The sequence below is a fragment of the Paenibacillus sp. J31R109 genome, from assembly GCF_059692055.1.
Genome location: NZ_JCAUAR010000001.1, coordinates 245753 through 267675 on the forward strand (window position 1 = coordinate 245753; position 21923 = coordinate 267675).

Here is a 21923-nt window from a genome sequence, read left to right on the forward strand (position 1 = left end):
CAGCTAATTTCGCTCGATTGACTTGAAAATGCGGAATAACTGGATTTCATGTAACTAATTTTAACGATTTAGTTGGATTGTAGCTAGAATGTGGGAATTACCTGTATAATTTCCATCTATTTGCTGAAACTCGAGGATTTGCGCGAAATTAACAGCGTATTTTCCAGTTATTTTGCTAGGAGTCATGGAAGGTAGGATGTATTGGAATTATTTCTTGAAGAATGGAGAAAGGTAGCTTATTTACGCTATTCTGAAACCGGCATTTGCGTTTTTTGGCAACTGCCATTACACTTAAACAAAAAACGGTGGAGTGGTGGCATGAGCAAGAATCGCGTATGGAACAAGGGAAAACGGAATGGTGGAGGCGGTCCAGCGCCTGGCACAGGGTATAAAGAGAAGCTTGCAGCAGAGCAACCTTTTCAAGCGGAAGTCATTGATCTTTCCAATCCTATTAATCAAGTGAAGCGCATGAGCCGCGAGAACTGGGTAGAACGTCCAACTCGACCAGCTCGCGCGCAACAGCCGAATAAGTAACAATGAGCACCAAGCCTAAACATCTCTCTTCATGGGATTGTCTAGGCTTTTTTTTACGCCAAAATTCTCGTTAGCTAGTCACTCATGCGACTTTTTTCGCCTTATACGCCATATACATGAAAAAAAGTGCCGAGGTTTAGGGTTATGTACGAAGCGGATAAGATTAGACAAGGGAGGCCATGCATCATGAGATCCGTTTTAAAGTTAGAAATCGAGGAAGCGAAGGTGATGATTGCTGCTGGTATTGGAGCCGCGGAGGAAGCTCAGTCAGCAGAAACGATCTGTATCGTCGACGACGGCGGTTATTTGTTAGCCTTAGAGCGAATGAATGGGGCGCGCAACACGAGTCCTGAGCTGGCAATGGCAAAAGCATTTACGGCAAGCGGGCATCGGCGTTCGACGCATCTGTTTAATCAGCCTGGCGGGCCAGCAACGATCCATGGGGAAGCATTTGGGATCCACGCCATGATGCCGGGGAAGTTTGCCATTTTTGTAGGTGGATTCCCCATCGTAGTTAACGGGCAAGTCATTGGCGGGGTGGGCGTAAGCGGAGGGGCCGGTGAGGAGGATATTGCCGTTGGCGTAGCGACCTTGAAGGCGCTTCAGCAATACTTAGGTAATCAATACGAGGTGCTAACCAATCCAGATATTAAGAAATGAGAAAAACATAAGAAAACCCCGACACCTCTCCATAGAGAAATCGGGGTTCTTTATCAAAGCAAGCTTCTAACGTACGAGAACGCTTCTTCAATGGTATGATCTTGGAGTCGCTCTAACGAAATATCGACACCAGGCTTATGTGAGTGAAGCTTTGCTAAGAAGGACGCTGTCTCGAAAATGCCTTTACCAGACTCAATTTCATTCTTTTGACCATTGTTCACGACATAATCTTTCAAATGAGTCAGCACAATTCGGTTGCCAAACGTAGCGAAGGCATGATCCAAGAAAGCTTCTTGATCCCGTGGCTCAACCACCGTTGGTGGAATGAGATTAACTGGATCGAATACGACACCTAACGTGCTGGAAGGCACTTCTTCCAGGATGCGGGCCATTTTCTCAGTGCTAGACAATGTATGAGTGAAAACCGGCTCTAATCCGATATGAACGCCCCATCGCTCAGCTTCTTCAGCTAACTCCTCGACGGTCTGTCTAAGAATACCCCATCCTTTGACCTCATAGCCGTTAGCATCTTCCGCAAGATACGTAGTTAGATCACCAGTTTCCGTTGCCACAATGGACGTTCCGAAATCTCGGGCGTACCGCAAATGCTCCTTGAATCGATCAATTTCATAACGACGCTGCTGCGGATCAGGATGAATCGGATTAATGTAGCATCCGAGCACGCCAATTCGCACGCCTGCGCGATGAAATTGCTCGCCAATATGATTGGCAAGTGCCGGGCTTAATTTGCCGAGGCTTAAATCATAGTCGCTAATCGCTTTGCTGAGAGCTAATTGAACAAAGTCGATGCCTCGTCCGCTTAACTTCGCGGTCAATTCCTTCAATGGCAGATGCCCGACGGTATGAGCGAGTGTCCCGATGCCCATCTATCTAGCCATCCATCCGCCGTCCACGCACAGAACGTGTCCGTTCATATAATCAGAAGCGCTTGAGGATAAGAAGACAACCGGTCCTTTCAAATCTTCAGGTGAACCCCAACGTCCTGCTGGGATACGCTCAGTAATGGAAGCTGTACGTTTCTCATCTTTGAGAATTGGTGCTGTGTTATTCGTCGTCATATAGCCAGGGGCGATGGCATTGATTTGGATGCCTTTTCCAGCCCACTCGTTCGCTAATGCTTTCGTCACACCAGCAATCGCATGCTTACTTGCCGTGTATCCTGGCACGTTGATGCCACCTTGATACGTCAACATGGAAGCAATATTTACGATTTTACCGCTGCCGCGCTCGATCATATGACGACCAATTAGCTGGCAAAGGAAGAAAGCCGAGTTCAAGTTCAGGTCAATTACATCGTGCCAATCTTGACGCGCGTGATCAACCGCTGGTGTACGGCGGATAATACCCGCATTATTAACGAGAATATCGACACCGCCATAAATACCAATCGCTCTAGTAACGACATCTTCAAGAATATCTTCATTGCTTAAATCAGCCGCGATAAGCTCTGCTTTACCACCTAATGCGCGAATCGTTTCAACAGTTTGAACGCTTTCAGAAGAAGATACCGCGATTACGTTCGCGCCAGCCTCAGCAAGTCCGATCGCCATAGCTTGGCCTAGGCCGCCTGAAGCACCTGTAACGAATGCTGTTTTGCCTGATAGATTAAAAAGTGTCATGACGTACTCCTTTTCCATAATAGAAAGTATAGGTTTCTTCTGTGTAACTTGCTCCTAAAGCGTTTCGATCTGTATGCCTGTTTCGCGGAACTGCGACGCCGTTTCCTCCGATAAGCCGCTATCAGTCAAGATCATAGCCACTTCAGATAGAGAAGCGAAGGTTCGCAAAGCACATTGTCCGAATTTGAAGTGATCAATCACCCCATAAACAGTCGCACTGGAGCTGATGAGAGCACGCTTATATTCAACAAGATCATTCGTGTAAATGGTAAAGCCGTGCTGTAAATGCACACCCGTCGCAGAAATGAACGATTTTTGAATGTTAAGACCACGCACATACTCTACAGCTTCTGGGCCAGCAAGCATATTGCGCAGACGATAGCCGCCTGGAACGACTAGCCGAATTTCATCCTTATGGACAAGTTCGGAGATAATATATAAATCGTTAGTTACAACCGTAAGCGGCTGATTATCCAGCCGCCTAGCGATTTCAAGCGTTGTAGATCCGCCATCCAGTGCGATGATATCGCGTGGCTGGATGTATCGGAGAGCGAGGGACGCAATCTCCGATTTTTTATCTGCATGCTTGATATTCGGTTCTTTCGCAGAGAGAATGCCTAACTGATCGCTTTGAGCTAGCATGGCACCGCCATGAATGCGGATTAGCAGCCCTTTTTCCTCCAGCTTGGCCAAATCTTCACGAATGGTCTTTCCAGTTACTTCTAGACGTTCACTCAACTCATTCACAGTGACTTCTTTCTGAGCGAGTAAAACTTCCATAATCGTTTCATATCTACGTAAAGGATTCATCGGGATTCATCCGTTCTTATCATGGGATTACCGATTATTTTAGATCTTGCATTGCAACAGCGTCCATATCGTTAAACATTTGATTCTCGCCAGCCATACCCCAAATGAATGTGTAGTTGTTCGTACCCACACCACTGTGAATGGACCAGCTCGGTGAGATGACAGCTTGCTCATTGCGCATAACAACGTGACGTGTTTGTTGCGGCTCACCCATCATGTGGAAGACAACAGCATCTTCTGGCATGTCAAAATAGAAATAAACCTCGGAACGACGGTTGTGCGTATGCGTTGGCATCGTATTCCACATGTTGCCTGGTTTCAATAATGTCATACCCATAACAAGTTGACAGCTTTGAATGCCATCCAAGTGGATGTATTTATAAATCGTACGCTCATTGGAAGTATTGATGCTGCCTAGGTGAGCAGGCGTTGCTTCGCTAATCGCTACTTTCACAGTTGGGTATGTTGTATGAGCTGGTGTTGAGTTAAAGTAGAACTTCGCTGGGTTCGAAGCATCATCACTTGAGAAGGAAATTTCTTTGGAACCAAGACCGATGTAGATGCAATCTTTGGAATCCATTGTGTACGCTGTGCCATCAACAGTGATTGTGCCTCTAGCTCCTACGTTGATGATACCGATTTCGCGGCGCTCTAAGAAGTAGTCAGCAGCCATTTCTTTCGTGTCAGCTTCTAGTTTAAGTGTTTCAGTCGTTGGCAAAACGCCGCCAATAATAAAACGATCAACGTGTGAGTAAACTAATGTCACTTGGTTTTCTGTAAATAAGGATTGAATTTGAAATTCTGCTTGTAAGCGTTCTGTGTCGAATTGTTTAACTTCGTTCGGGTGTGAAGCGTAGCGGATATCCATGGGTTCATTCTCCTTAGAATTGGTTTATTTGTGTTGATATACGTTCATATAGGTTTAATTTACTTCATATCTACGATTTAGGCAAGGAGATCTTCTGCGCATTTTCGGAAATTTGGAAAGATGTGAATAAAGTAAGCGAGATGTGTACAAAACAAGCAAACGAGCGATGTTAATCATGAGAATAGGAAATAAGGAGGTGCATGTGAATGGACAAAAGTCATTATTTTGATCGTGTATGTAATGATACAATTCCAACCCTGCCAGAGGAAGAAGACACAACTCCGACAGACATGTTAAGTGACGCAGTTGAAGAAATTATGGATAATTTAAGTCACCCATTTTCAAACGATGATTACACCGATCGTGACTAAGTAATAAATGATTAACTACTATAGGAATAGCAGTAGTGGAATCCCTTCAGCATGAAGGGATTTTCTTTTTGTAGAGAGGGGAGTAGAATGTCCTTAAGAAAGGTTGGAAAGGAGCTCTCCATGATGCAAACGGCACGTCTATTTCCAGTTTTATTGACGGATTTTCCCTGCCATCCGCAGGTGCTGGCCTACTATTTTAAACAATGGCAAGGCTTTCATATGCCCTTTCATCGACATGATGCAACCGAGATTATGTATACGATACATGGCTTTTGTGATGTCGAGATTCAGCTCTCAGCTGCACGGACTGACAGGGTAAGATTGAAAAAGGGAGAATTCATTTTACTGGACGCCAATGTCGCTCACCGACTAATTGTAGAGGACGAAGAGCCGTGTCGCATGCTGAATGTGGAGTTTCGTTTTACCCGTCATCAAGGAGTGACGCCTTCACTTCAAGAGCTTGCCGCCGAAGAAAAGCAACTATCCTCCTTATTGGAGGTTCAGACGGCTTACTTAGTGCTTCGTGATCCGGATGAAGTCTACCATGTGATGAAAAGCTTGGTACTAGAGTTAGATAAGCCGGCTGGCAAAAGTGAGACCATGATTCAATTATTAATTGCGCAGCTCTTGATACGCATTGCTCGGTTAAGCCGCGAAACGGTGAGTAGCTCTTTGGTTCAAAGCGAGTGGTATGTCAAGCAAAGCATGGATTATATGCACCAGAATTATGATCGCGAGATTCAAGTGAAAGATATTGCAGGTGCTGTGAATCTACACCCGGGCTATTTACAGCGAATATTCAAAGCAGTGACAGACCAAACGCTCATGGCCTATTTAACGGAAATTCGCATGGAAAAAGCACAAATGCTGCTGCTTGAAACCGACATCCCCATTGCGGATATCTCAGACTATATCGGAGTGGGCAGCAGGCAGTATTTTCATTTGTTATTTAAAGCACATACGAAGATGACACCGACCGAATATCGGAGATCGATGAACAAACATACAATCGCCTATCCGGAAGGAAGTTAGAATTTTTGACAATTGGGAAGCGAGGAAGTTAGGAATTTGATAACGTTTTCTCTCATCTGCTTGGTACAATGTGAAACATAGACGAAGTGATAGAGAGGGCGATTCATATGGCATTTAAGGTAGCATTCATAGGCGCAGGCAGTATTGGATTCACACGTGGACTTCTGAGGGATTTACTATCCGTACCTGAATTTCATGATATTCAAGTGGCTTTTACAGACATAAATCCACACAATTTGGAGATGGTGACAGAGCTCTGTCAACGTGACATCCATGAGAATGGTTTATCCATTCAGATTCAAGCGACGACGGATCGTAAGGAAGCATTAGAAGGTGCGAAATATGTACTATGCACGATTCGTGTGGGGGGGCTGGAGGCTTTTGCCACGGATGTCGATATTCCTTTGAAATATGGGGTGGATCAATGTGTAGGTGATACCCTGTGTGCAGGTGGAATCATGTACGGACAACGCGGTATCTCAGAAATGCTTCGCATTTGCCAAGATATTCGTGAGGTGGCAGCACCAGATGTCACACTATTGAATTATGCGAATCCGATGGCGATGCTGACTTGGGCTTGCAATAAGTATGGCGGTGTTCGCACGATCGGTCTCTGTCATGGTGTACAGCATGGTCATCATCAAATTGCCGAAGTTTACGGGTTGAAGAAGAAAGACGTGGATATTATTTGTGCAGGCATTAATCATCAAACTTGGTATATTCAAGCGACCCATGAGGGCAAGGATTTGACTGCAGGATTATTAGAAGCTTTTGAGAACCATCCCGAGTATGCCCGCACGGAGAAGGTGCGGATCGATATGCTGCGCCGGTTTGGCTACTATAGCACGGAGTCAAATGGACACTTGAGTGAATATGTTCCTTGGTATCGCAAGCGAGCTAGTGAAATTCAAGATTGGATTGACATGGGATCTTGGATCAATGGTGAAACGGGCGGCTACTTACGTGTCTGTACGGAGGGACGTCGTTGGTTTGAAACGGATTTCCCGAATTGGATGAAGGATCCGGCAATCGTGTATGCGCAAGAGAAGCGCAGTGAAGAGCATGGCTCCTATATTATCGAAGGCCTAGAGACAGGCCGCGTGTATCGGGGACATTTTAACATGGTCAATCAAGGGGTTATTTCTAATTTACCTGATGATGCGATTATCGAAGCTCCGGGTTATGTGGATCGCAACGGTATCTCGATGCCGCTTGTCGGTGAGCTGCCGTTGGGGCCAGCAGCGGTATGCAATGTCAGTATCTCAGTTCAGCGCTTGGCCGTAGAAGCAGCTGTTCGCGGTGATGATAAGTTGCTGCGTCAAGCCTTCATGATGGATCCGCTTGTTGGAGCTGTCTGCAATCCGAAGGAAATTTGGCAAATGGTTGATGAGATGTTGGTTGCCCAGGAGGCATGGTTACCACAGTATGGTGCCGCGATTGCGGAGGCCAAACAACGACTCGCCGCCGGTAACCTCATTCCAACTAAGGAGTATGAAGGGGCTGCTCGTCTGAAAGTGAAGACGGTTGCTGATATGCAGCAGGATAGGGTTTCAGCTAACAAGAATGCTGGAGAAGCCGATAAAGGGAAAGACCGTGCAGCAACAACGACTTAAGGTTCATTTATTTTCAAGTATGTTCATTTGGGTTTCTTTCAGGTATAATTAGTGAGTAAGTGAAGGGCCGCTTGCGGTCCTTCTTTTTTTATTCAGACTGAAAGCGTTTTATAACGAAAGGGGAAAGTCCGATGTCTAATATTGGCGTATGGGAAGCAGCAGAACCAGGTGTGACACGTTGTATTTTGAAAGCTGAAGTTGGGTTAATGATGATGGAGGTTCATTTTGAACCTGGAGCTATCGGGTATCAGCACAGTCATGTGCATGAGCAAATGTCCTATTGTTTGAAAGGTAAAATCGAATTTACAATCGATGGCGTTGTTACCGTTATTGAACAAGGCCAAACGGTTTATATACCTAGTGGAGCTAAACATGGGGTTACTGCATTGGAAGACTCTGCACTATTAGATGTATTTACACCGATTCGCGAAGATTTGGTGAAAAGATAACCAGTTGCTCCTGCAACTGGTTTTACTTTACCCATCCTGATAGGTAATAACTGGAAGATTTGAATGCGTTTACATATAGTAGATGGGGGCTTAGTATGCAAAAAAGGGGCCGAAGAGCGTGGATTTGGTTTCATCGCAGCTTATTTTTACGTGATCGTCCACTGACAGTCAAATTACTCGTATATTCGGCCATGTTGGTTGTGATTCCGCTCTGTGTAGTTGGATTCATCTCGTATCAGAAATCGTCAGAGGTGCTGCGGGAAGAAGCGAATTTGAGTAATGAGCAAATTATTGAACAGGTAAAGCTTCATATCGAGTATTACATCCGTGATTTCGAAATTGACTCCATTCGCATGCAGAACCATCCCGCGATGGGGCAGTTTCTACGAATGACGAGTGAACAAGAAGTAAAGGAATCGGGTATCCGTGAACCATTAATGCAGCTATTTCATGATACCGCGTACTCTCGCTCGGATATCTCTCGCATTATGCTCGTCATGGAAGATAAGGCCGTCCTGGATACAAGTTTCAACAAAAACGTAACGCCTGCTGTTGAGTTAATTCAAGAACCATGGTTTTCTAGCGTTCCATCTAATAGTGATATTCGACTCATCATTCGTCCGCCTTCGCCTCGCTATGAGCTCGAATACGTGCCTGTGCTCTCCATCGTGAAGAGGCTCGTGAGTCCGAATACTTTGGAACCTGTCGCAACTTTGATCATGGAAGTGAATTTCAAACGCATTCAAGAAATTGCTGATCGTGTGACGATTGGTCGTACAGGGTATCTATCGATTATTGATCCATCGGGTCATTACATGTATTCGCCAGAGAACGAGGAAATTGGTCACTTGGCGCAGCTTGAACAATTACCGATCATTCTCACACAAGAAAGTGGCTCCTATCAATCGTCGACAGGCGATAAACCTTTCTATACATGGAGCAAGTCGTCTTATCTGAATTGGCGGCTTGTGACGATGATTCCAGAGTCTGAAATAACGCATGGCACGCAGTATATCAGACAAACCATTTGGTGGACGGTTGTCTTTACGCTGCTCATCGCTTATATCATCGGCATTGGCTTTGCGACAAGTATTGTTCGACCAATCAGGTCACTTCAATATTTCATGAAAAGAGTGAAAGAAGGGGATTTCCAGTCCCGTGTAGATATTGAGTCCAAGGACGAAATCGGTCAGTTAACGAATGATTTTAATAAAATGGTCGAAAAGCTGCAAGTGCTCATGGATGAAATTTACTATTCGGAGATTCGGGAGAAGGATCTTCAACTTCGTCAGAAAGAGACAGAACTGAAAGTATTGCAATCCCAAGTGAACCCCCACTTTTTGATGAATGCGTTAGAAACGGTTAGAGGGATGGCCTTGGAGCGGGATATGACAGATATTTCCGTATTGGTTGCCTCACTGGCGCGACTTCTTCGCTATAATTTGAATCATGCCGGTGCTACAATTTCAGTCCAACAGGAAGTGCATATTTGCGATATGTACTTGCGGATTCAACAATATCGGTTTCAAGAGAGACTGACATATGCGTTTCAGATTCCTGGATGGGCGGAAACACAGATGATTGCTAAGTTCGCACTTCAGCCGCTGGTGGAGAATTGTGTTATTCATGGCTTAGAGACAAGCGCAAGTCCTGTGCATATTGAGATTTCTGCTAAACGTTATGATGAGAAGCATTTCATAATAGAAATAAAAGATACGGGAACCGGCATTCCTATCGATAGGCTGAGATCCCTGCAGCTCGATTTGCGCCAAAAAGATATGGTCACAGCAGTCTCACAGATTGGCATAGTGAATGTTCATCGTCGTATTTCATACTTATTTGAGGAAGATGCGGGCCTTGAACTGGAAAGTAGCGTTGGTGCTGGAACCACAGTTAGGATTAAGCTGCCATTGAAGCTGCTTGGAGAGAGAGGGGCATGAGATGTACAGAGTCATTCTAGTGGATGATGAGAAGTGGGTCCGTGTTGTGTTGCGCAAAGCTGTTGAACAGACCAAGTTGCCCGTTGCTATTATGCAGGAATGTGGGAACGGGTTAGAGGCACTCGACGCGCTTCAGCTCCACCAAGCAGATCTCGTGATTTCTGATATTAAGATGCCCGTTATGGACGGGATTGGTTTGGCAGAGCAATTAGCGCAGAAGTCTGTGAACTTAATATTAGTGAGCGGGTATGATGATTTTCATTTAGCTCAGAAAGCAATCCGGTATGGGGTAAAAGATTTTTTATTGAAGCCTGTGGAGACGGAAGCCATGGAGGAGTGCTTGCGCAGATGGATTCAAGTGCGGGAGACGAGGGAAGAAGCCAATCTGGCGGATGCCCCGATTTTAGAACCAGAAGAACTATCTGCCATAGCACGTGTTCAGCAATTCGTTGCTGCGAATGTGCACAAAGAGATTTCTTTGACGGATGCGGCAACGTTGGTTCATCTCAACCCAAGTTATTTGAGTCAACTTTTTAAACAGCAAACTGGAGGGAAATTCGTTGATTATGTCATTGAAATGAGGATGGAGGAGGCCAAACGGCTGTTAATCAAAACATCTTTGCGTGTTTCTGAAATTGCCGAAAGACTAGGGTATTCCGATATCTCATACTTCAGCACCACGTTCAAGAAGCTAACCGCAAGCTCGCCATTAGAATATCGCAAAAACAGCGGAATGTCTAAAGAAAAAGGACACATCTGAGGGTATTTCACCTCCATGTATCCTTTTTTAGTATAGGGTCTATTTTTTAGCTTTCTCAATCGCTTCCAGCGTTTCTTTATACTCACTGCGATATTTCTCAATTACCGGTTTAACGGCATCTTGCCAAGGTTTAAGATCGGAAACATCCGTAATGGTAACGCCGGCGGCTTTAACTTTGGCCTCCGAATCTTTCTCGAATTTATCCCATTCCGCTTTTTGCGTTTTGACGGATTCCTGTGCGGCTTTCTTAATTAAATCTTTGTCTCCATTGGAGAGTTTATCCCATGCTACTTTGGAAATCAGCAAAACCTCAGGTACGCGTTGATGCTGATCTAGAATGAGATTTTTCGCTTGCTGAAAGTGATTGGAAGAGAAATAACTTGGATAATTGTTCTCAGCGGCATCAATAACCCCAGTTTGCAGCGCGTTGAATACATCTCCATATGGCATAGGCGTTGCATTGGCGCCAAGGGCAGCCATGAGATCAATGTTTACTTTATTTTGAATAACACGGATTTTGAGTCCTTTGAGATCTGCCAATGTCTTAATTGGCTTCTTGGAGTAGAAGTGACGCGCCCCAGAGCTATAGTAAGCGAGTCCTTTCATCCGGGATGTCTCCAAGCTATCCAACAGCTTCGTTCCTTGCTCGCTCTCTAGGAATTTCCATTGATGAGCGTCATTGTCGAAAATATAGGGTAAGCTGAACACTTCATATTGCTTGTTAAAACCGCCTAGCGCTCCTGTGCTGACGCGTGTAAACTCGATGGCTCCCAGTTGGACTTGCTCGATAACCGCTTTCTCTTCACCGAGTTGGGAAGCTGGGAATACATCGATTTTGATGCGGCCATTTGATGCTTGATTAACTAGCTCGGCGAATTTCTTATCGCCTATGGTTGTTGGGTAATCGGCTGGATGCGTTTCAGCTAAACGGAAATTTAATTTAGGTCCATCGCTTTTGTTCGGTGCTGAAGTTGTACTACTGGTAGGCGTGCTGCCACAAGCTGTTAGAAGTAGACTTGTACCAATTACTGTACTGAGGATAGTAAGAACTTTTCTTTTCATATGCATGTCGATCATCACCCTTTGTCGGAAAGTTTGGTTAGTCATTCAAGCTATTTGAGAAGATTAGGCAGCCACATAACGAGCCCAGGGATATAAGTCAGGATCATAAGTACAACGCACATGACATAGAAGAAAGGCATCATGGCCTTCGTACCTTCAGAAATCGAAATGTTGCCTATGGCCGATCCGACGAATAGGACGGTGCCGACAGGCGGGGTCAGTAGTCCAATGCCTAAGTTTAACATCATAATGATGCCGAAGTGAACCGGATCCATGCCAAGTGCCGTAACGACTGGAAGTAAAATTGGCGTCATAATTAAGATCAATGGTGCCATATCCATCGGAGCACCTAGTACTAACAAAAGGATATTGATAATTAACAAGATGATGATGGGATTATCGGTTATGCCAAGCAGTACATCTGTTAACATGCCAGGAACCTTAAGAAAAGCAAGTACCCAACTGAATGTAGCCGAAGCAGCAATCAAAAAAAGTACCATGGAAACCGTGCGAAAGGTACGCTTTAGAATAATCCACATACGGCTAATTGGAATGTCACGATAGACCAGGAAGGTAAGGATGAAAGCGTACAAGCATGCAAGTGCGCCGCTTTCAGTTGCTGTAAACCAGCCTGTAAATATGCCTCCCAAGATGATGACCGCCGTCAAAAGCGATAGTAGACCATCACGGACGATTTTTGGAATATCGCGTAACGGTACGGATTCACTTTTCGTATAGCCACGTTTGATTGCGATGATATAGCTTGTTACCATAAGTGACACACAGAGAATGAGGCCAGGGACGATTCCTGCGAGAAACAGTGAAGCGATGGAGATGCCGCCGCCTGCAGCTAAGGAGTACAGGACAAGGTTATGACTCGGTGGGACAACAACACCTTGAATAGCAGCCGATACGGTCACACCTACGGCATAGTCCGTATCATATCCTTTCTTTTTCATCATGGGGATCATGACGGAGCCTATGGAGGAGACATCGGCTATCGCAGAGCCTGAAATATTACCAAAGAACATACATGCGACGCAGTTTACCATCGCAAGGCCTCCGCGGATGCCCCCGACGAGAACTTGTGCGAGATTGATGAGCCGAAGGGCCATTTGTCCTTCACTCATAATCTGACCGGCGAGAATGAAGAAGGGGATCGTGAGCAGTGAGTAGGAGTTCATGCCTTGAATCATGGTTTGGCCCACAGTGGCAAGTGGAACCTTTAAATAAACAAGGGTAAGTAGTGATGAACCAGCCAAAGCTAAAGATATTGGGAATCGTAGGACGATCAGACCAACGAAGGTGACACATAAGATGAGAATGGCAATGGTCGTGTCCATTAGTGAATGCCTCCTTCCTGCATATTGTCATGCCGTTTTGTTTCAATGCCGAATAATTGTAAAAGAGCATAAGCGATAGTCATGAGGCCGGTAATTGGCATAATGACATACAAGGTACTGTTAGGCAGACCCGTTGCTGGCAGTTCGGATTCATGCATGAGGACGGTGAAATCCCATCCATATAGCAGGAGATAGAGACCAAATGCGAGAATAGTGAGTTCAATAACTTTATCTAGCACTTTGTTAATAGGGGCTGGAAGTTTATGTGTGAAAGAATCAATGCCAAGATGAAGCTTTTCTCGAAAACCGATCGCGATACCCATGAATGAGAACCAAATGAGCAACAGCATGGTGACTTCTTCCGACCAGAAGAAAACGAAATTGAATAGCTTGCGCGTCATGACTTGTGTGGTGACAATGAGGATCATACTCAGTAAACCGATTAGAGACGCAGACTCGATGAAAGAATCGATGCCAAGTGCTATTTTTCGTAACAATCGCATAGTGAAACGGACCTCCTTTCTCTATTTGTAAGTGCTTTCAACTTGCGATGTCTTAAGTATAGCGGTCGATTTGATTGGCAGGTACGCCATAGTTTTTAGTTTTTTTTGTAATTTTTTTAGGATTGACTGGCAATAAGCGGCAAAGTAAAGTGAAGTTATGAATCTAACATTTGTGAAAAAGGAAGGTAGAGCCTAATGCAAAACAGCGGTAAATTTGCTTGGACATGGACGATACGCGAGGAAGTTCTTGAGGAGTATGTTCAAATGCACTTGGCTCCTTGGCCAGAGATTATGGAAGAACACAGTAAAGCAGGAATCAGAGATTATTCCATTTTTCAAAATGGTACACAGTTTTTCTATGTCTTTTTATGCGATGATTTAGATGCAGCTTTCGCTTACCTTGCGGAGAGTGACGCATGTAATCGTTGGAATGCCATTACCTCCAAAATGGTCGTAGGTTCCTTCGACTTCCGTGAAGCTGTTCCGATCACGCCAATGCGCGAAGTTTTTTATTTGAAGTAAAAAATTTGAAGTAAAAATGATAGATGATAAGGATGACTAGAGTAAATCTAGCATCCTTTTTATTTTTTCAACAATTTACCAGAGTAGGCAGGGCGTGGGTTTAGGGGAATAGAAACCTACTTGAACTACTAATAGGTTTGGGATAGTATGAGTTTCAGAGTGTTTTTTGAAAGGAACGTGAGTATGAATAACCTAAACTTAACTCTATTGATGAAAGCCTCGCGATTTAGGGTTATTCCCGTTATGATCATTCCAGTCCTATTAGGTGGATTGGGCGCAATTGTGTGGAACGATACCTTTCATCCGTTGCTATTTGTGCTAACCTTCATTGGGTCCATTGCAGCACATTTATTCTCAAATATGATTAATGACTTATGGGATTTCCGAAATGGTATCGATACGGCAGCCAAAGAAACGGCTTCTACCATTTCAACGAATTCGGGTTTCCTAGCAAATGGTATCATAGCAGAACGGACATTTAGTATAATCACATGGTCTTTATTTGCCGTTGCCCTTATCTGTGGACTTATCCTAAGTATAAGCAGTGGTTGGCTTGTCCTTGTATTCGGAGGCTTAGGTGCCTTGATTGCGTATTTCTATGTGGCTCCGCCTATTAAATTTGGATACCGCGGCAAAGGGTACAGCGAGATTGCTATATTGCTTTCCTTCGGTGTGTTGCCTACGTTGGGCAGCTACTATGTTCAAACAATGCAAGTTGATTATCGACCGATTCTACTGTCATTACCCATCGGTTTATTGACGACTTTAATTTTATTTAACCATCATTTTCTTCATTGGCAAGCCGATCAAAGCGCGGGTAAGCGTACATTAGTTGTTGTATGGGGCGAGAAGCGTGCCTTGGTATTCTCCAAATGCTTATTTGTATTATCTTACGTTTCCTTAATTGCTTGTGTCATTAGTGGCGTCTTCCCATACTATGCCCTACTTGCCTTACTAACAGCCATTCCTTTCTATCGTGTCTATAAGAATTTGAAGTCAGAGAATCCTTCTCCTGCCTATTTGCCACTCATGGGTGCTTCGTTAAAGGCGACGATCAGAGGCGGAATGATCATGATGTTAGCCTTACTCGTACAAGCTATCTTGCAATAACGAACGAAACTTCACAACAAAGCGAGGTCATAATGATGAGCAAACAATTTACGATTGGTGATTTTCACACGATTTTGTCCGAAGGCGAAGTTTGGAAAATAGGCGGTTTCCCGATGCCAGACGGTTCTTTCTGGGAATTTAGAGAACCGAATGCGACGATTATCGTTCGAAATGGTATTCTCTATGCGCGAGCGCCGCTTAGTCGTAAGAATGATTATGTACAATTTTTAGATAATGCCAAGCATATGTACTATTCGGCTCAAGACGTGGTAGTTCCTGAAGATGGCGAGATTTCGTTTGAGCTGCAAATTCGTGCGCGCACCCAAAACACAGAACCTAACGACCTCTATGATGGTTTTGTTTCATTGAATTTGCTTGATTTCACGACAGGTGCAGCGCTGGATTTCTTCGCAGGTAATGATAAATATGCAAGTGTGTATGCGGTACTTCCATTCCCTGGTGTGCAAGTGCCTGAAACAGATAAAACGCGCTTCTTCTGTATCTTCAAAGAAGAGACGAATTTCCAAGCCCGGGAATTCAATACGTACAAAATTACGTACCACCGCGGTAACGATGAAGTCATTTTTTATGTAAATGGTGAAGAAGTGCGTCGTGAGAAAAACGTACCCATCAAATTCAATCGTTTTACAGTCGCACTTGGTATGATGACCGAGAAAGATTTGACGCCACAAGGAAGTGTCTCGCTACACGGACAAACGATAATAGGCGAGTGGTCCCCAGTCACAGTTACAATAACAGAGTAAAAAATACATGACCGTAAGAGCTCGGACTTCATTCAGAAGTCGAGCTCTTTTTTTGCACGCTCCTGCCTATGGGTGAATACACTGGATTACTCATCGATTCGGTTTTCTTAGGGAGGTACACATGCGGAAATATACAGTCAAAAGAGATCCGCGAGATTTCCGTGATTTCACATACAGGAGTGTCAATTATATCCGGGAATCTCAATTACCGCGCCAAATCGATTTACGCAGCAAACTCTCTCCTATAGTCAACCAAGGTTCACTTGGTTCGTGTACATCTAATGCAATCGTAAGTGGACTTCGTGAGTTTTGGCTGCGAAACGAAGAAGATAATTCGACGCGGTTATCTCGGCTTTTTCACTATTGGCATGAACGCGAGTTAGAAAATACGATTAATCAAGATGCAGGGGCTACGATCCGTGATGGGTTTAAAGTCCTGCATAAAACTGGCGTGTGTCCAGAGGCCGCGTGGCCCTACAAAATTGCGAATTTTCGCAATACGCCTAATCATGAAGCGGAATCCCTGGCTAGGTATTATCGAATTGACGGCTATCATCGTCTCCATGATCTAGCTAGCTTGAAGGCAGCTTTAGCTGACGGTTCTCCTGTTGTTTTTGGGATATGGCTGTATGCATCTTTTGAGAGTAAAAAGGCGTCCCTGACGGGTAAGATTCCTTACCCCGATCGAAAAAAGGAACAACTTTTAGGTGGTCATGCCTTGCTAGCAGTGGGCTACAAGGATGATAAGAAAGCAGGACAGGGTGTCATTATTGCTCGAAATTCATGGGGAACCGCATGGGGGGACGGAGGATATTGCTACCTGCCGTACTCTTTTTTCAAAAATAAAAAGTTAACTTTTGATTACTGGACTGGCAAATAAATGGAAAATAAAGGAGGCCTAAAGCGATGATAAGTGTAGAAGATGCGAATAAGATTATTGCCTTCTTATCAGCCGCCTATTTCGCAACCACAGATGCAGAAGCAAGGAAAGAATTTAATCGCTTAGCGAACGAAGTGAGGAAGGCATCAGGTCAGCCGTTAGAATGAGGACACGAGAAGGAATTTCAACGAAACGAGGGGCGGCATTCATGCCAAAGGAACAATTTATTATGCTCATTCTCATTTTGTTTGTATTGCTAATCTTGTTTCTAAGTTTGTTCTTTTGAAAAGGAAAACGAGAAGCCGCTGCGGTTCATCGCAGCGGCTCTTTGTTGTTCAGAATCCTTTGTATTGCGGCTCTTCATTCTCTAATTGTTGAACTCGAGAGGAGACCTGATCCACGATTTGCTGGGTTGATTGCGCAGCTGTCTCATATAATTGCTTGGCTTCTTGATTTTGTGTGCTAAGGGCGAAGGTTTCAAGACTGGCTTGGGCACTCTTTAAGGATGCTAAGGTGGTTTTAACTTGTGCTGCAACTGTCATTGTCGTAAACACTCCTCAATTGTAATCATGGGTAACGTAAGAACTCCATGTGCGATTGTTAATATACCCGGTGAGTAATCCGCTCATGTTAACAAATAAATCCAATTTAGAGCAATAATAGTTAGTGCGTGATTGGCACATAATGTAGGTATTGAAAGCTGGAGAAGGGGGAGGAATGATGTGCCTGAGTGGATACTTATTGCTATTAGAGCATTAGGTACCTTGATGTTTTTGTTTGTATTGACGCGTATTCTTGGTAAAAAGCAAATTTCTCAGCTCACTTTTTTTGAATATGTCATCGGAATAACGCTGGGGGATCTGGCGGGGACTATATCCACAGATGTTGAGGCTAATTATTTTCATGGTGTAATTGCGATATTAGTATGGGTGCTCGTGCCCTTAGTATTAGAATTATTGACGTTGAAGAGCAAAACCTTGCGTGGCTGGTTCGAGGGAAATGGCCGAGTCCTTATCAAGGACGGTAAAGTTTTAGAAGGTAATTTGAGAAAAGAACGTTATACAGGTGATGAGTTGCTTGAGCAATTACGCACCAAAGGAGTATTTCGAGTTGCGGATGTCGAATTCGCGATGCTGGAGTCCAGCGGCGATTTAAGTATCCTCTTGAAGAGCGAGAGTCAACCTCTAACACCTAAACATTTAGGTATGAAGCTGGCTATTGAAAAGCCGACACAAGCTGTCATGATGGATGGTGTCATTCAAGATGAGCCTTTGGCCGCGGCAGGTAAGAGTAGAGGATGGTTGCATACCGAGCTGGATAAGCTGGGGATTGCGAAGGAAAATGTTTTTCTTGGACAGGTCAACACAGATGGGGAATTAACGGTTGATCTTTTTGATGACAAAATACAAGTTCCTGCACCAACGGAACGACCTGCTTTGCTGGCATGCTTAAAAAAATGTGAAGCAGATTTAGAGCTCTACTCCTTAACGACGGACAATAAGGAAGCCAAACACATGTATGAAGCTTGTTCTATTCAGTTAACCCAAGTTATACAGCAGGTACATACGATTCTCAGAGCGTAGGTTTTGAGAGAATAGGAGGAAGTCATGCCTAACAACAAGAAGAAAAACTTAACCATGACACAGCAGGAGTATCAACAATTAGCCAAGCAGCAAGAGCCAAAACGACCTGTTCTTAAAAACTGCGGCAGAGCCTTTCTAGTTGGCGGGACAATCTGTCTAATTGGTGAATGTTTTATGCATATGTTCATTAATTATTTTGGCTTTACGGAGAAAACAGCGGGCAATCCGACGGTTGCCGTCATGATTATTATCTCGGTTATCCTAACGAGCTTCGGTATTTACGACAAAATAGCCCAGTGGGCTGGTGGGGGGAGTTCTGTCCCTGTTACAGGTTTTGCGAACTCACTTTGTTCCGCTGCGATTGAGCATCGGGCTGAAGGTTTAGTGCTGGGTGTCGGTGGTAACATGTTCAAATTAGCGGGTTCCGTTATCGTGTTTGGAACTGTTGCGGCCTTCTTTGTAGGAATTGCACATCTGATCTTCACGGGGGGCTGACGATATGTTGAAGGGGCACCAAAGTTGGGTTTTTGAAAATCGACCCGTGATACTTTCAACAGGTACGGTTGTAGGTCCGGATGAAGGAAAAGGTCCGCTCAATGAGGATTTCGATGTTGTGCATGGTGATTTGACACTTGGTCAAAAAACATGGGAAAAAGCAGAAAAAGCGTTGCTGGAAGAGGCCGCGCATCGCGCCCTGGCCAAAGCCGGCTTAACCGACGGCCAGATTCAATTCTATGTTGGAGGCGATTTGATGAATCAAATTATCTCCAACACTTTTGCTGCGCGGACGTTGAATATCCCCTATCTAGGGATATTCGGCGCTTGCTCCACTTCCATGGAAGGGCTGGCGCTAGCGGCGCAGCTGGTGGATTCAGGCGCCGCCAACTATGTGATGGCAGGCACCTGCAGCCATAACTGCACGGCGGAGAAACAATTCCGTTATCCAACGGAATACGGTTCGCAGAAGCCGCCGACGGCGCAGTACACGGTCACCGGCGCAGGGGTCGCCGTGCTTGGGAAGAGCGGAGACGGCCCTGTCGTCACCGCTGCCACGATCGGAAGGATCGTGGATATGGGAATCACGGATCCGTTCAATATGGGCGCAGCGATGGCGCCAGCCGCTGTGGATACGATCCAAACCCATTGTCGCGAGTTGAATCGCGACCCTTCCTATTACGATCTTATCGTTACGGGAGATCTAGCCTCGGTAGGGATTAACATAGCACGCGAGCTCTTCCGCAAGCATCAGTTTCCAATCGAGCAAACAACGTATGATGATTGCGGGTTAATGATCTTCGATCGGGAAACGCAAACCGTTCAGGCGGGAGGCAGCGGCTGCGGTTGCTCTGCTACAGTTACGTATGGTCACTTGTTGAAGCGGATGGCGAAGGGGGAACTGAAAAGAATCCTCGTTGTCGCGACAGGAGCCTTACTTTCACCGCTTTCATTCCAACAAGGTGAGAGCATTCCGTGCATTGCACATGCTGTTTCCATAGAGTCTGGAGGTTTATACGTATGAGTTTTTTTTGGGCATTTGTCGTTGGGGGCGCCATCTGTGTGCTCGGTCAACTCATGATGGACGTTGGCAAATTAACGCCAGCGCATACCATGAGCACATTAGTCGTCCTTGGTGCCATTGCAGATGGCTGTAACTTATATGAACCGCTGATTGCCTTTGCCGGCGCAGGCGCTACGGTGCCGATTACGAGCTTCGGGAATGCCCTTGTGCATGGGGCGTTAGAGGAGCTTCATAAGGAAGGTTATATAGGCATCATTACAGGGATTTTTAAGGTGACCAGCGCTGGGATATCGGCTGCGATCATTTTCGCTTTTTTAGCGGCGTTGTTTGTGAAGCCCAAAGGGTGAGGTTTGAATCGAAGGGGGCTTATCGGGAAGCGATACGTACCCCCTATTTAGTTTCTAGTAAGCATCTCGATATGAGATGAGAACTGCAAAAATACATCTTTTTAAGCAGAATAGACCAATTATTGAAGAATTGCTGCGAAAATACATCCTTTTTTACCGATATTCCATAAAAAGATTAAATGTGATGGAAAAAGATGCATATTCGCATCTTTCCTAGTAGGTCACGACTTCTCTAGTGGGAAAAGATGCGTATTTCGCATCTTTTTTTTAGTTCTGACTTTCGAGGACGTAGCAGGTCAATCTCAACTCCCCAAATCACCTGCCAATCAGCCCAATCAACCCCCAAAATCTCTCTACCTCGCATCCATAAATTCATTTTGTGACTATCTTCAGCTCCAAATCATCTTGCCCTAAAATACGTGGGTAATTTTAACAAATAAGTTTAGAGGATTTACAAGTATACGGAAGAAAAACTTTCCTGTACACTAGATTTACGTACATTTTGTTTATTTTCTGAGCCATACAGAAGATGAGGCAGGTTCGTACAAAATAGCCATGTTTACGCATACAATTTTTCGAGGAATACCCCTGTAATTAGCTAGTTTGCAAACGAAGTTAACTTGACAAGCAAAACTCTAAGGAGGATCAACACATGGAAACTGCCACCCAGCATCATGTAGAAGTACTAGCTAATCTGAAAGCAAATTTAGAATCATGTATTCTTGGCAAAAGCGCTGAAATTGAATTGTTGCTTACTGCGATGTTGGCAGGTGGTCATGTTCTGCTTGAAGATGTCCCAGGAACAGGTAAAACAGTGCTGATTAAAGCATTGGCGAAATCCATAAGCGGGCAATTCCGCCGTATTCAATGTAACCCGGACTTATTGCCAACAGATATAACTGGCGTATCTATATATCACCCCAAAGAAGAGAAATTCCTTTTCCGTTCGGGGCCGATCATGACCAATATTTTGCTTGTGGATGAGATCAACCGTGCCACGACCAAGACGCAATCAGCCCTGCTGGAAGCGATGGAAGAGCAGCATATTACGGTAGATGGTGATTTACATGAACTTCCGTCTCCGTTCCTGATGCTTGCGACTCAGAATCCAATCGACTTCGAAGGCACTTACACATTGCCAGAGGCGCAATTAGATCGTTTTATGATTAAATTAAGCTTAGGTTACCCGAGTGAAGCAGCAGAGAAAATGATGATTGCTTCCCAAAGCAAGGTACACCCGATGGAGGCACTGCATGCCATAGTGGATACCAAGCAAGTCCTTGACATGCAAGAGCAGGTTCGTCTGGTACATTTGGATGAAGCTGTAGCTGATTACTTAGTTACGATTTCGAGAAAAACACGTGAGCATCACGCTGTCTTCCTTGGTGCGAGTCCGAGGGCTACACTTTCACTTGTGTTAGCTTCCAAAGCTTATGCCTTCATACATGGTCGTGATTATGTCATCCCGGATGATATTAAATATTTAGCTCCGTTTGTACTCGGTCACCGTATGATCCTTCAAATGGAAGCACGCATGGATGGTATTACCATTGCCTCTGTGCTTGCTACGATTTTTGAGCAAGTACGGGTCCCGGTCAGATTGGAGAAGTGAG

26 protein-coding genes are annotated in these 21923 nt (G+C 44.7%); 18 read left to right on the forward strand and 8 right to left on the reverse strand.

Going from position 1 to position 21923, the window contains the following annotated elements; genetic code table 11:
* Positions 1-318 precede the first annotated feature (318 nt).
* Entirely contained in the window at positions 319-534 is a 216-nt protein-coding gene (locus AC58QT_RS00950) for a hypothetical protein (protein ID WP_068670960.1), read from the forward strand.
* A gap of 186 nt (positions 535-720) precedes the next feature.
* A complete protein-coding gene (locus AC58QT_RS00955; RefSeq protein ID WP_497407356.1) occupies positions 721-1194 on the forward strand; it encodes a GlcG/HbpS family heme-binding protein in 474 nt (157 codons plus the stop codon).
* Positions 1195-1247: 53 nt separating this feature from the next.
* Here AC58QT_RS00955 and AC58QT_RS00960 read toward each other — a convergent pair whose 3' ends face one another.
* The 4 genes from AC58QT_RS00960 to kduI are packed head-to-tail and all read right to left on the reverse strand — an operon-like array spanning position 1248 to position 4512.
* Entirely contained in the window at positions 1248-2081 is an 834-nt protein-coding gene (locus AC58QT_RS00960; RefSeq protein ID WP_497407357.1) for a sugar phosphate isomerase/epimerase family protein, read from the reverse strand.
* Complete coding sequence (gene kduD / locus AC58QT_RS00965) at positions 2082-2834, reverse strand: 2-dehydro-3-deoxy-D-gluconate 5-dehydrogenase KduD (RefSeq protein ID WP_497407358.1); 753 nt, start codon at positions 2832-2834, stop codon at positions 2082-2084.
* A 54-nt stretch (positions 2835-2888) separates the two neighbouring features.
* A complete protein-coding gene (locus AC58QT_RS00970; RefSeq protein ID WP_310226784.1) occupies positions 2889-3644 on the reverse strand; it encodes a DeoR/GlpR family DNA-binding transcription regulator in 756 nt (251 codons plus the stop codon).
* Positions 3645-3678: 34 nt separating this feature from the next.
* Entirely contained in the window at positions 3679-4512 is an 834-nt protein-coding gene (kduI, locus tag AC58QT_RS00975; RefSeq protein ID WP_497407359.1) for a 5-dehydro-4-deoxy-D-glucuronate isomerase, read from the reverse strand.
* Between the two features lie 206 nt (positions 4513-4718).
* Here kduI and AC58QT_RS00980 point away from each other — a divergent pair, with 206 nt between their 5' ends.
* The 6 genes from AC58QT_RS00980 (at position 4719) to AC58QT_RS01005 (ending at position 10677) form a co-directional block, all read left to right on the forward strand.
* A complete protein-coding gene (locus AC58QT_RS00980; protein WP_497407360.1) occupies positions 4719-4883 on the forward strand; it encodes a hypothetical protein in 165 nt (54 codons plus the stop codon).
* A gap of 123 nt (positions 4884-5006) precedes the next feature.
* Positions 5007-5915, forward strand: coding sequence for an AraC family transcriptional regulator (locus tag AC58QT_RS00985; RefSeq protein WP_497408071.1), 909 nt, complete (start codon positions 5007-5009; stop codon positions 5913-5915).
* Positions 5916-6022: 107 nt separating this feature from the next.
* A complete protein-coding gene (locus AC58QT_RS00990; protein ID WP_497407361.1) occupies positions 6023-7528 on the forward strand; it encodes an alpha-glucosidase/alpha-galactosidase in 1506 nt (501 codons plus the stop codon).
* A gap of 131 nt (positions 7529-7659) precedes the next feature.
* The gene (locus AC58QT_RS00995; RefSeq protein ID WP_056609861.1) at positions 7660-7977 is read left to right on the forward strand and encodes a cupin domain-containing protein; all 318 of its coding nucleotides are present in this window, start codon (positions 7660-7662) and stop codon (positions 7975-7977) included.
* Between the two features lie 95 nt (positions 7978-8072).
* Positions 8073-9917, forward strand: a complete 1845-nt coding sequence (locus AC58QT_RS01000) for a sensor histidine kinase (RefSeq protein ID WP_497407362.1) — start codon at positions 8073-8075, stop codon at positions 9915-9917.
* Position 9918: 1 nt separating this feature from the next.
* A complete protein-coding gene (locus AC58QT_RS01005; RefSeq protein WP_497407363.1) occupies positions 9919-10677 on the forward strand; it encodes a response regulator transcription factor in 759 nt (252 codons plus the stop codon).
* A gap of 39 nt (positions 10678-10716) precedes the next feature.
* On the opposite strand, the gene AC58QT_RS01010 is transcribed toward AC58QT_RS01005, so the two are convergent.
* Genes AC58QT_RS01010 through AC58QT_RS01020 form a run of 3 tightly spaced genes read right to left on the reverse strand, consistent with a single transcriptional unit; the run spans position 10717 to position 13585 of the window.
* Positions 10717-11745, reverse strand: a complete 1029-nt coding sequence (locus AC58QT_RS01010) for a TRAP transporter substrate-binding protein (RefSeq protein ID WP_497287848.1) — start codon at positions 11743-11745, stop codon at positions 10717-10719.
* 44 nt (positions 11746-11789) lie between these two features.
* The gene (locus AC58QT_RS01015) at positions 11790-13082 is read right to left on the reverse strand and encodes a TRAP transporter large permease (RefSeq protein ID WP_497407364.1); all 1293 of its coding nucleotides are present in this window, start codon (positions 13080-13082) and stop codon (positions 11790-11792) included.
* A complete protein-coding gene (locus AC58QT_RS01020) occupies positions 13082-13585 on the reverse strand; it encodes a TRAP transporter small permease (RefSeq protein WP_497407365.1) in 504 nt (167 codons plus the stop codon). Before AC58QT_RS01020 ends, AC58QT_RS01015 begins: the two co-directional genes overlap by 1 nt.
* Before the next feature lie 195 nt (positions 13586-13780).
* Here AC58QT_RS01020 and AC58QT_RS01025 point away from each other — a divergent pair, with 195 nt between their 5' ends.
* The 5 genes from AC58QT_RS01025 (at position 13781) to AC58QT_RS01045 (ending at position 17028) form a co-directional block, all read left to right on the forward strand.
* On the forward strand, positions 13781-14107 hold the full coding sequence (locus AC58QT_RS01025; RefSeq protein WP_497407366.1) for an L-rhamnose mutarotase: 327 nt from the start codon (positions 13781-13783) through the stop codon (positions 14105-14107).
* Between the two features lie 243 nt (positions 14108-14350).
* A complete protein-coding gene (locus AC58QT_RS01030) occupies positions 14351-15217 on the forward strand; it encodes a prenyltransferase (protein WP_497407367.1) in 867 nt (288 codons plus the stop codon).
* A 35-nt stretch (positions 15218-15252) separates the two neighbouring features.
* Complete coding sequence (locus tag AC58QT_RS01035; protein ID WP_497407368.1) at positions 15253-15981, forward strand: DUF6081 family protein; 729 nt, start codon at positions 15253-15255, stop codon at positions 15979-15981.
* A gap of 121 nt (positions 15982-16102) precedes the next feature.
* Entirely contained in the window at positions 16103-16861 is a 759-nt protein-coding gene (locus AC58QT_RS01040; RefSeq protein WP_310226796.1) for a C1 family peptidase, read from the forward strand.
* A 26-nt stretch (positions 16862-16887) separates the two neighbouring features.
* Positions 16888-17028 (forward strand): N-acetylmuramoyl-L-alanine amidase, encoded by a 141-nt coding sequence (locus tag AC58QT_RS01045; RefSeq protein WP_310226798.1) that lies wholly within the window; start codon positions 16888-16890, stop codon positions 17026-17028.
* Between the two features lie 168 nt (positions 17029-17196).
* Here AC58QT_RS01045 and AC58QT_RS01050 read toward each other — a convergent pair whose 3' ends face one another.
* Positions 17197-17403 (reverse strand): DUF1657 domain-containing protein, encoded by a 207-nt coding sequence (locus AC58QT_RS01050; protein WP_310226800.1) that lies wholly within the window; start codon positions 17401-17403, stop codon positions 17197-17199.
* Positions 17404-17583: 180 nt separating this feature from the next.
* Here AC58QT_RS01050 and AC58QT_RS01055 point away from each other — a divergent pair, with 180 nt between their 5' ends.
* From AC58QT_RS01055 to AC58QT_RS01075, 5 genes are all read left to right on the forward strand, one after another.
* Positions 17584-18444, forward strand: a complete 861-nt coding sequence (locus AC58QT_RS01055; protein WP_497407369.1) for a DUF421 domain-containing protein — start codon at positions 17584-17586, stop codon at positions 18442-18444.
* Positions 18445-18468: 24 nt separating this feature from the next.
* Positions 18469-18939, forward strand: a complete 471-nt coding sequence (spoVAC, locus tag AC58QT_RS01060; protein WP_310226801.1) for a stage V sporulation protein AC — start codon at positions 18469-18471, stop codon at positions 18937-18939.
* Positions 18940-18943: 4 nt separating this feature from the next.
* Complete coding sequence (gene spoVAD, locus AC58QT_RS01065; protein ID WP_497407370.1) at positions 18944-19963, forward strand: stage V sporulation protein AD; 1020 nt, start codon at positions 18944-18946, stop codon at positions 19961-19963.
* Positions 19960-20310 (forward strand): stage V sporulation protein AE, encoded by a 351-nt coding sequence (gene spoVAE / locus AC58QT_RS01070; protein WP_310226805.1) that lies wholly within the window; start codon positions 19960-19962, stop codon positions 20308-20310. Before spoVAD ends, spoVAE begins: the two co-directional genes overlap by 4 nt.
* Positions 20311-20962: 652 nt before the next feature.
* Entirely contained in the window at positions 20963-21922 is a 960-nt protein-coding gene (locus AC58QT_RS01075; RefSeq protein WP_310226807.1) for an AAA family ATPase, read from the forward strand.
* Position 21923: the final 1 nt, after the last annotated feature.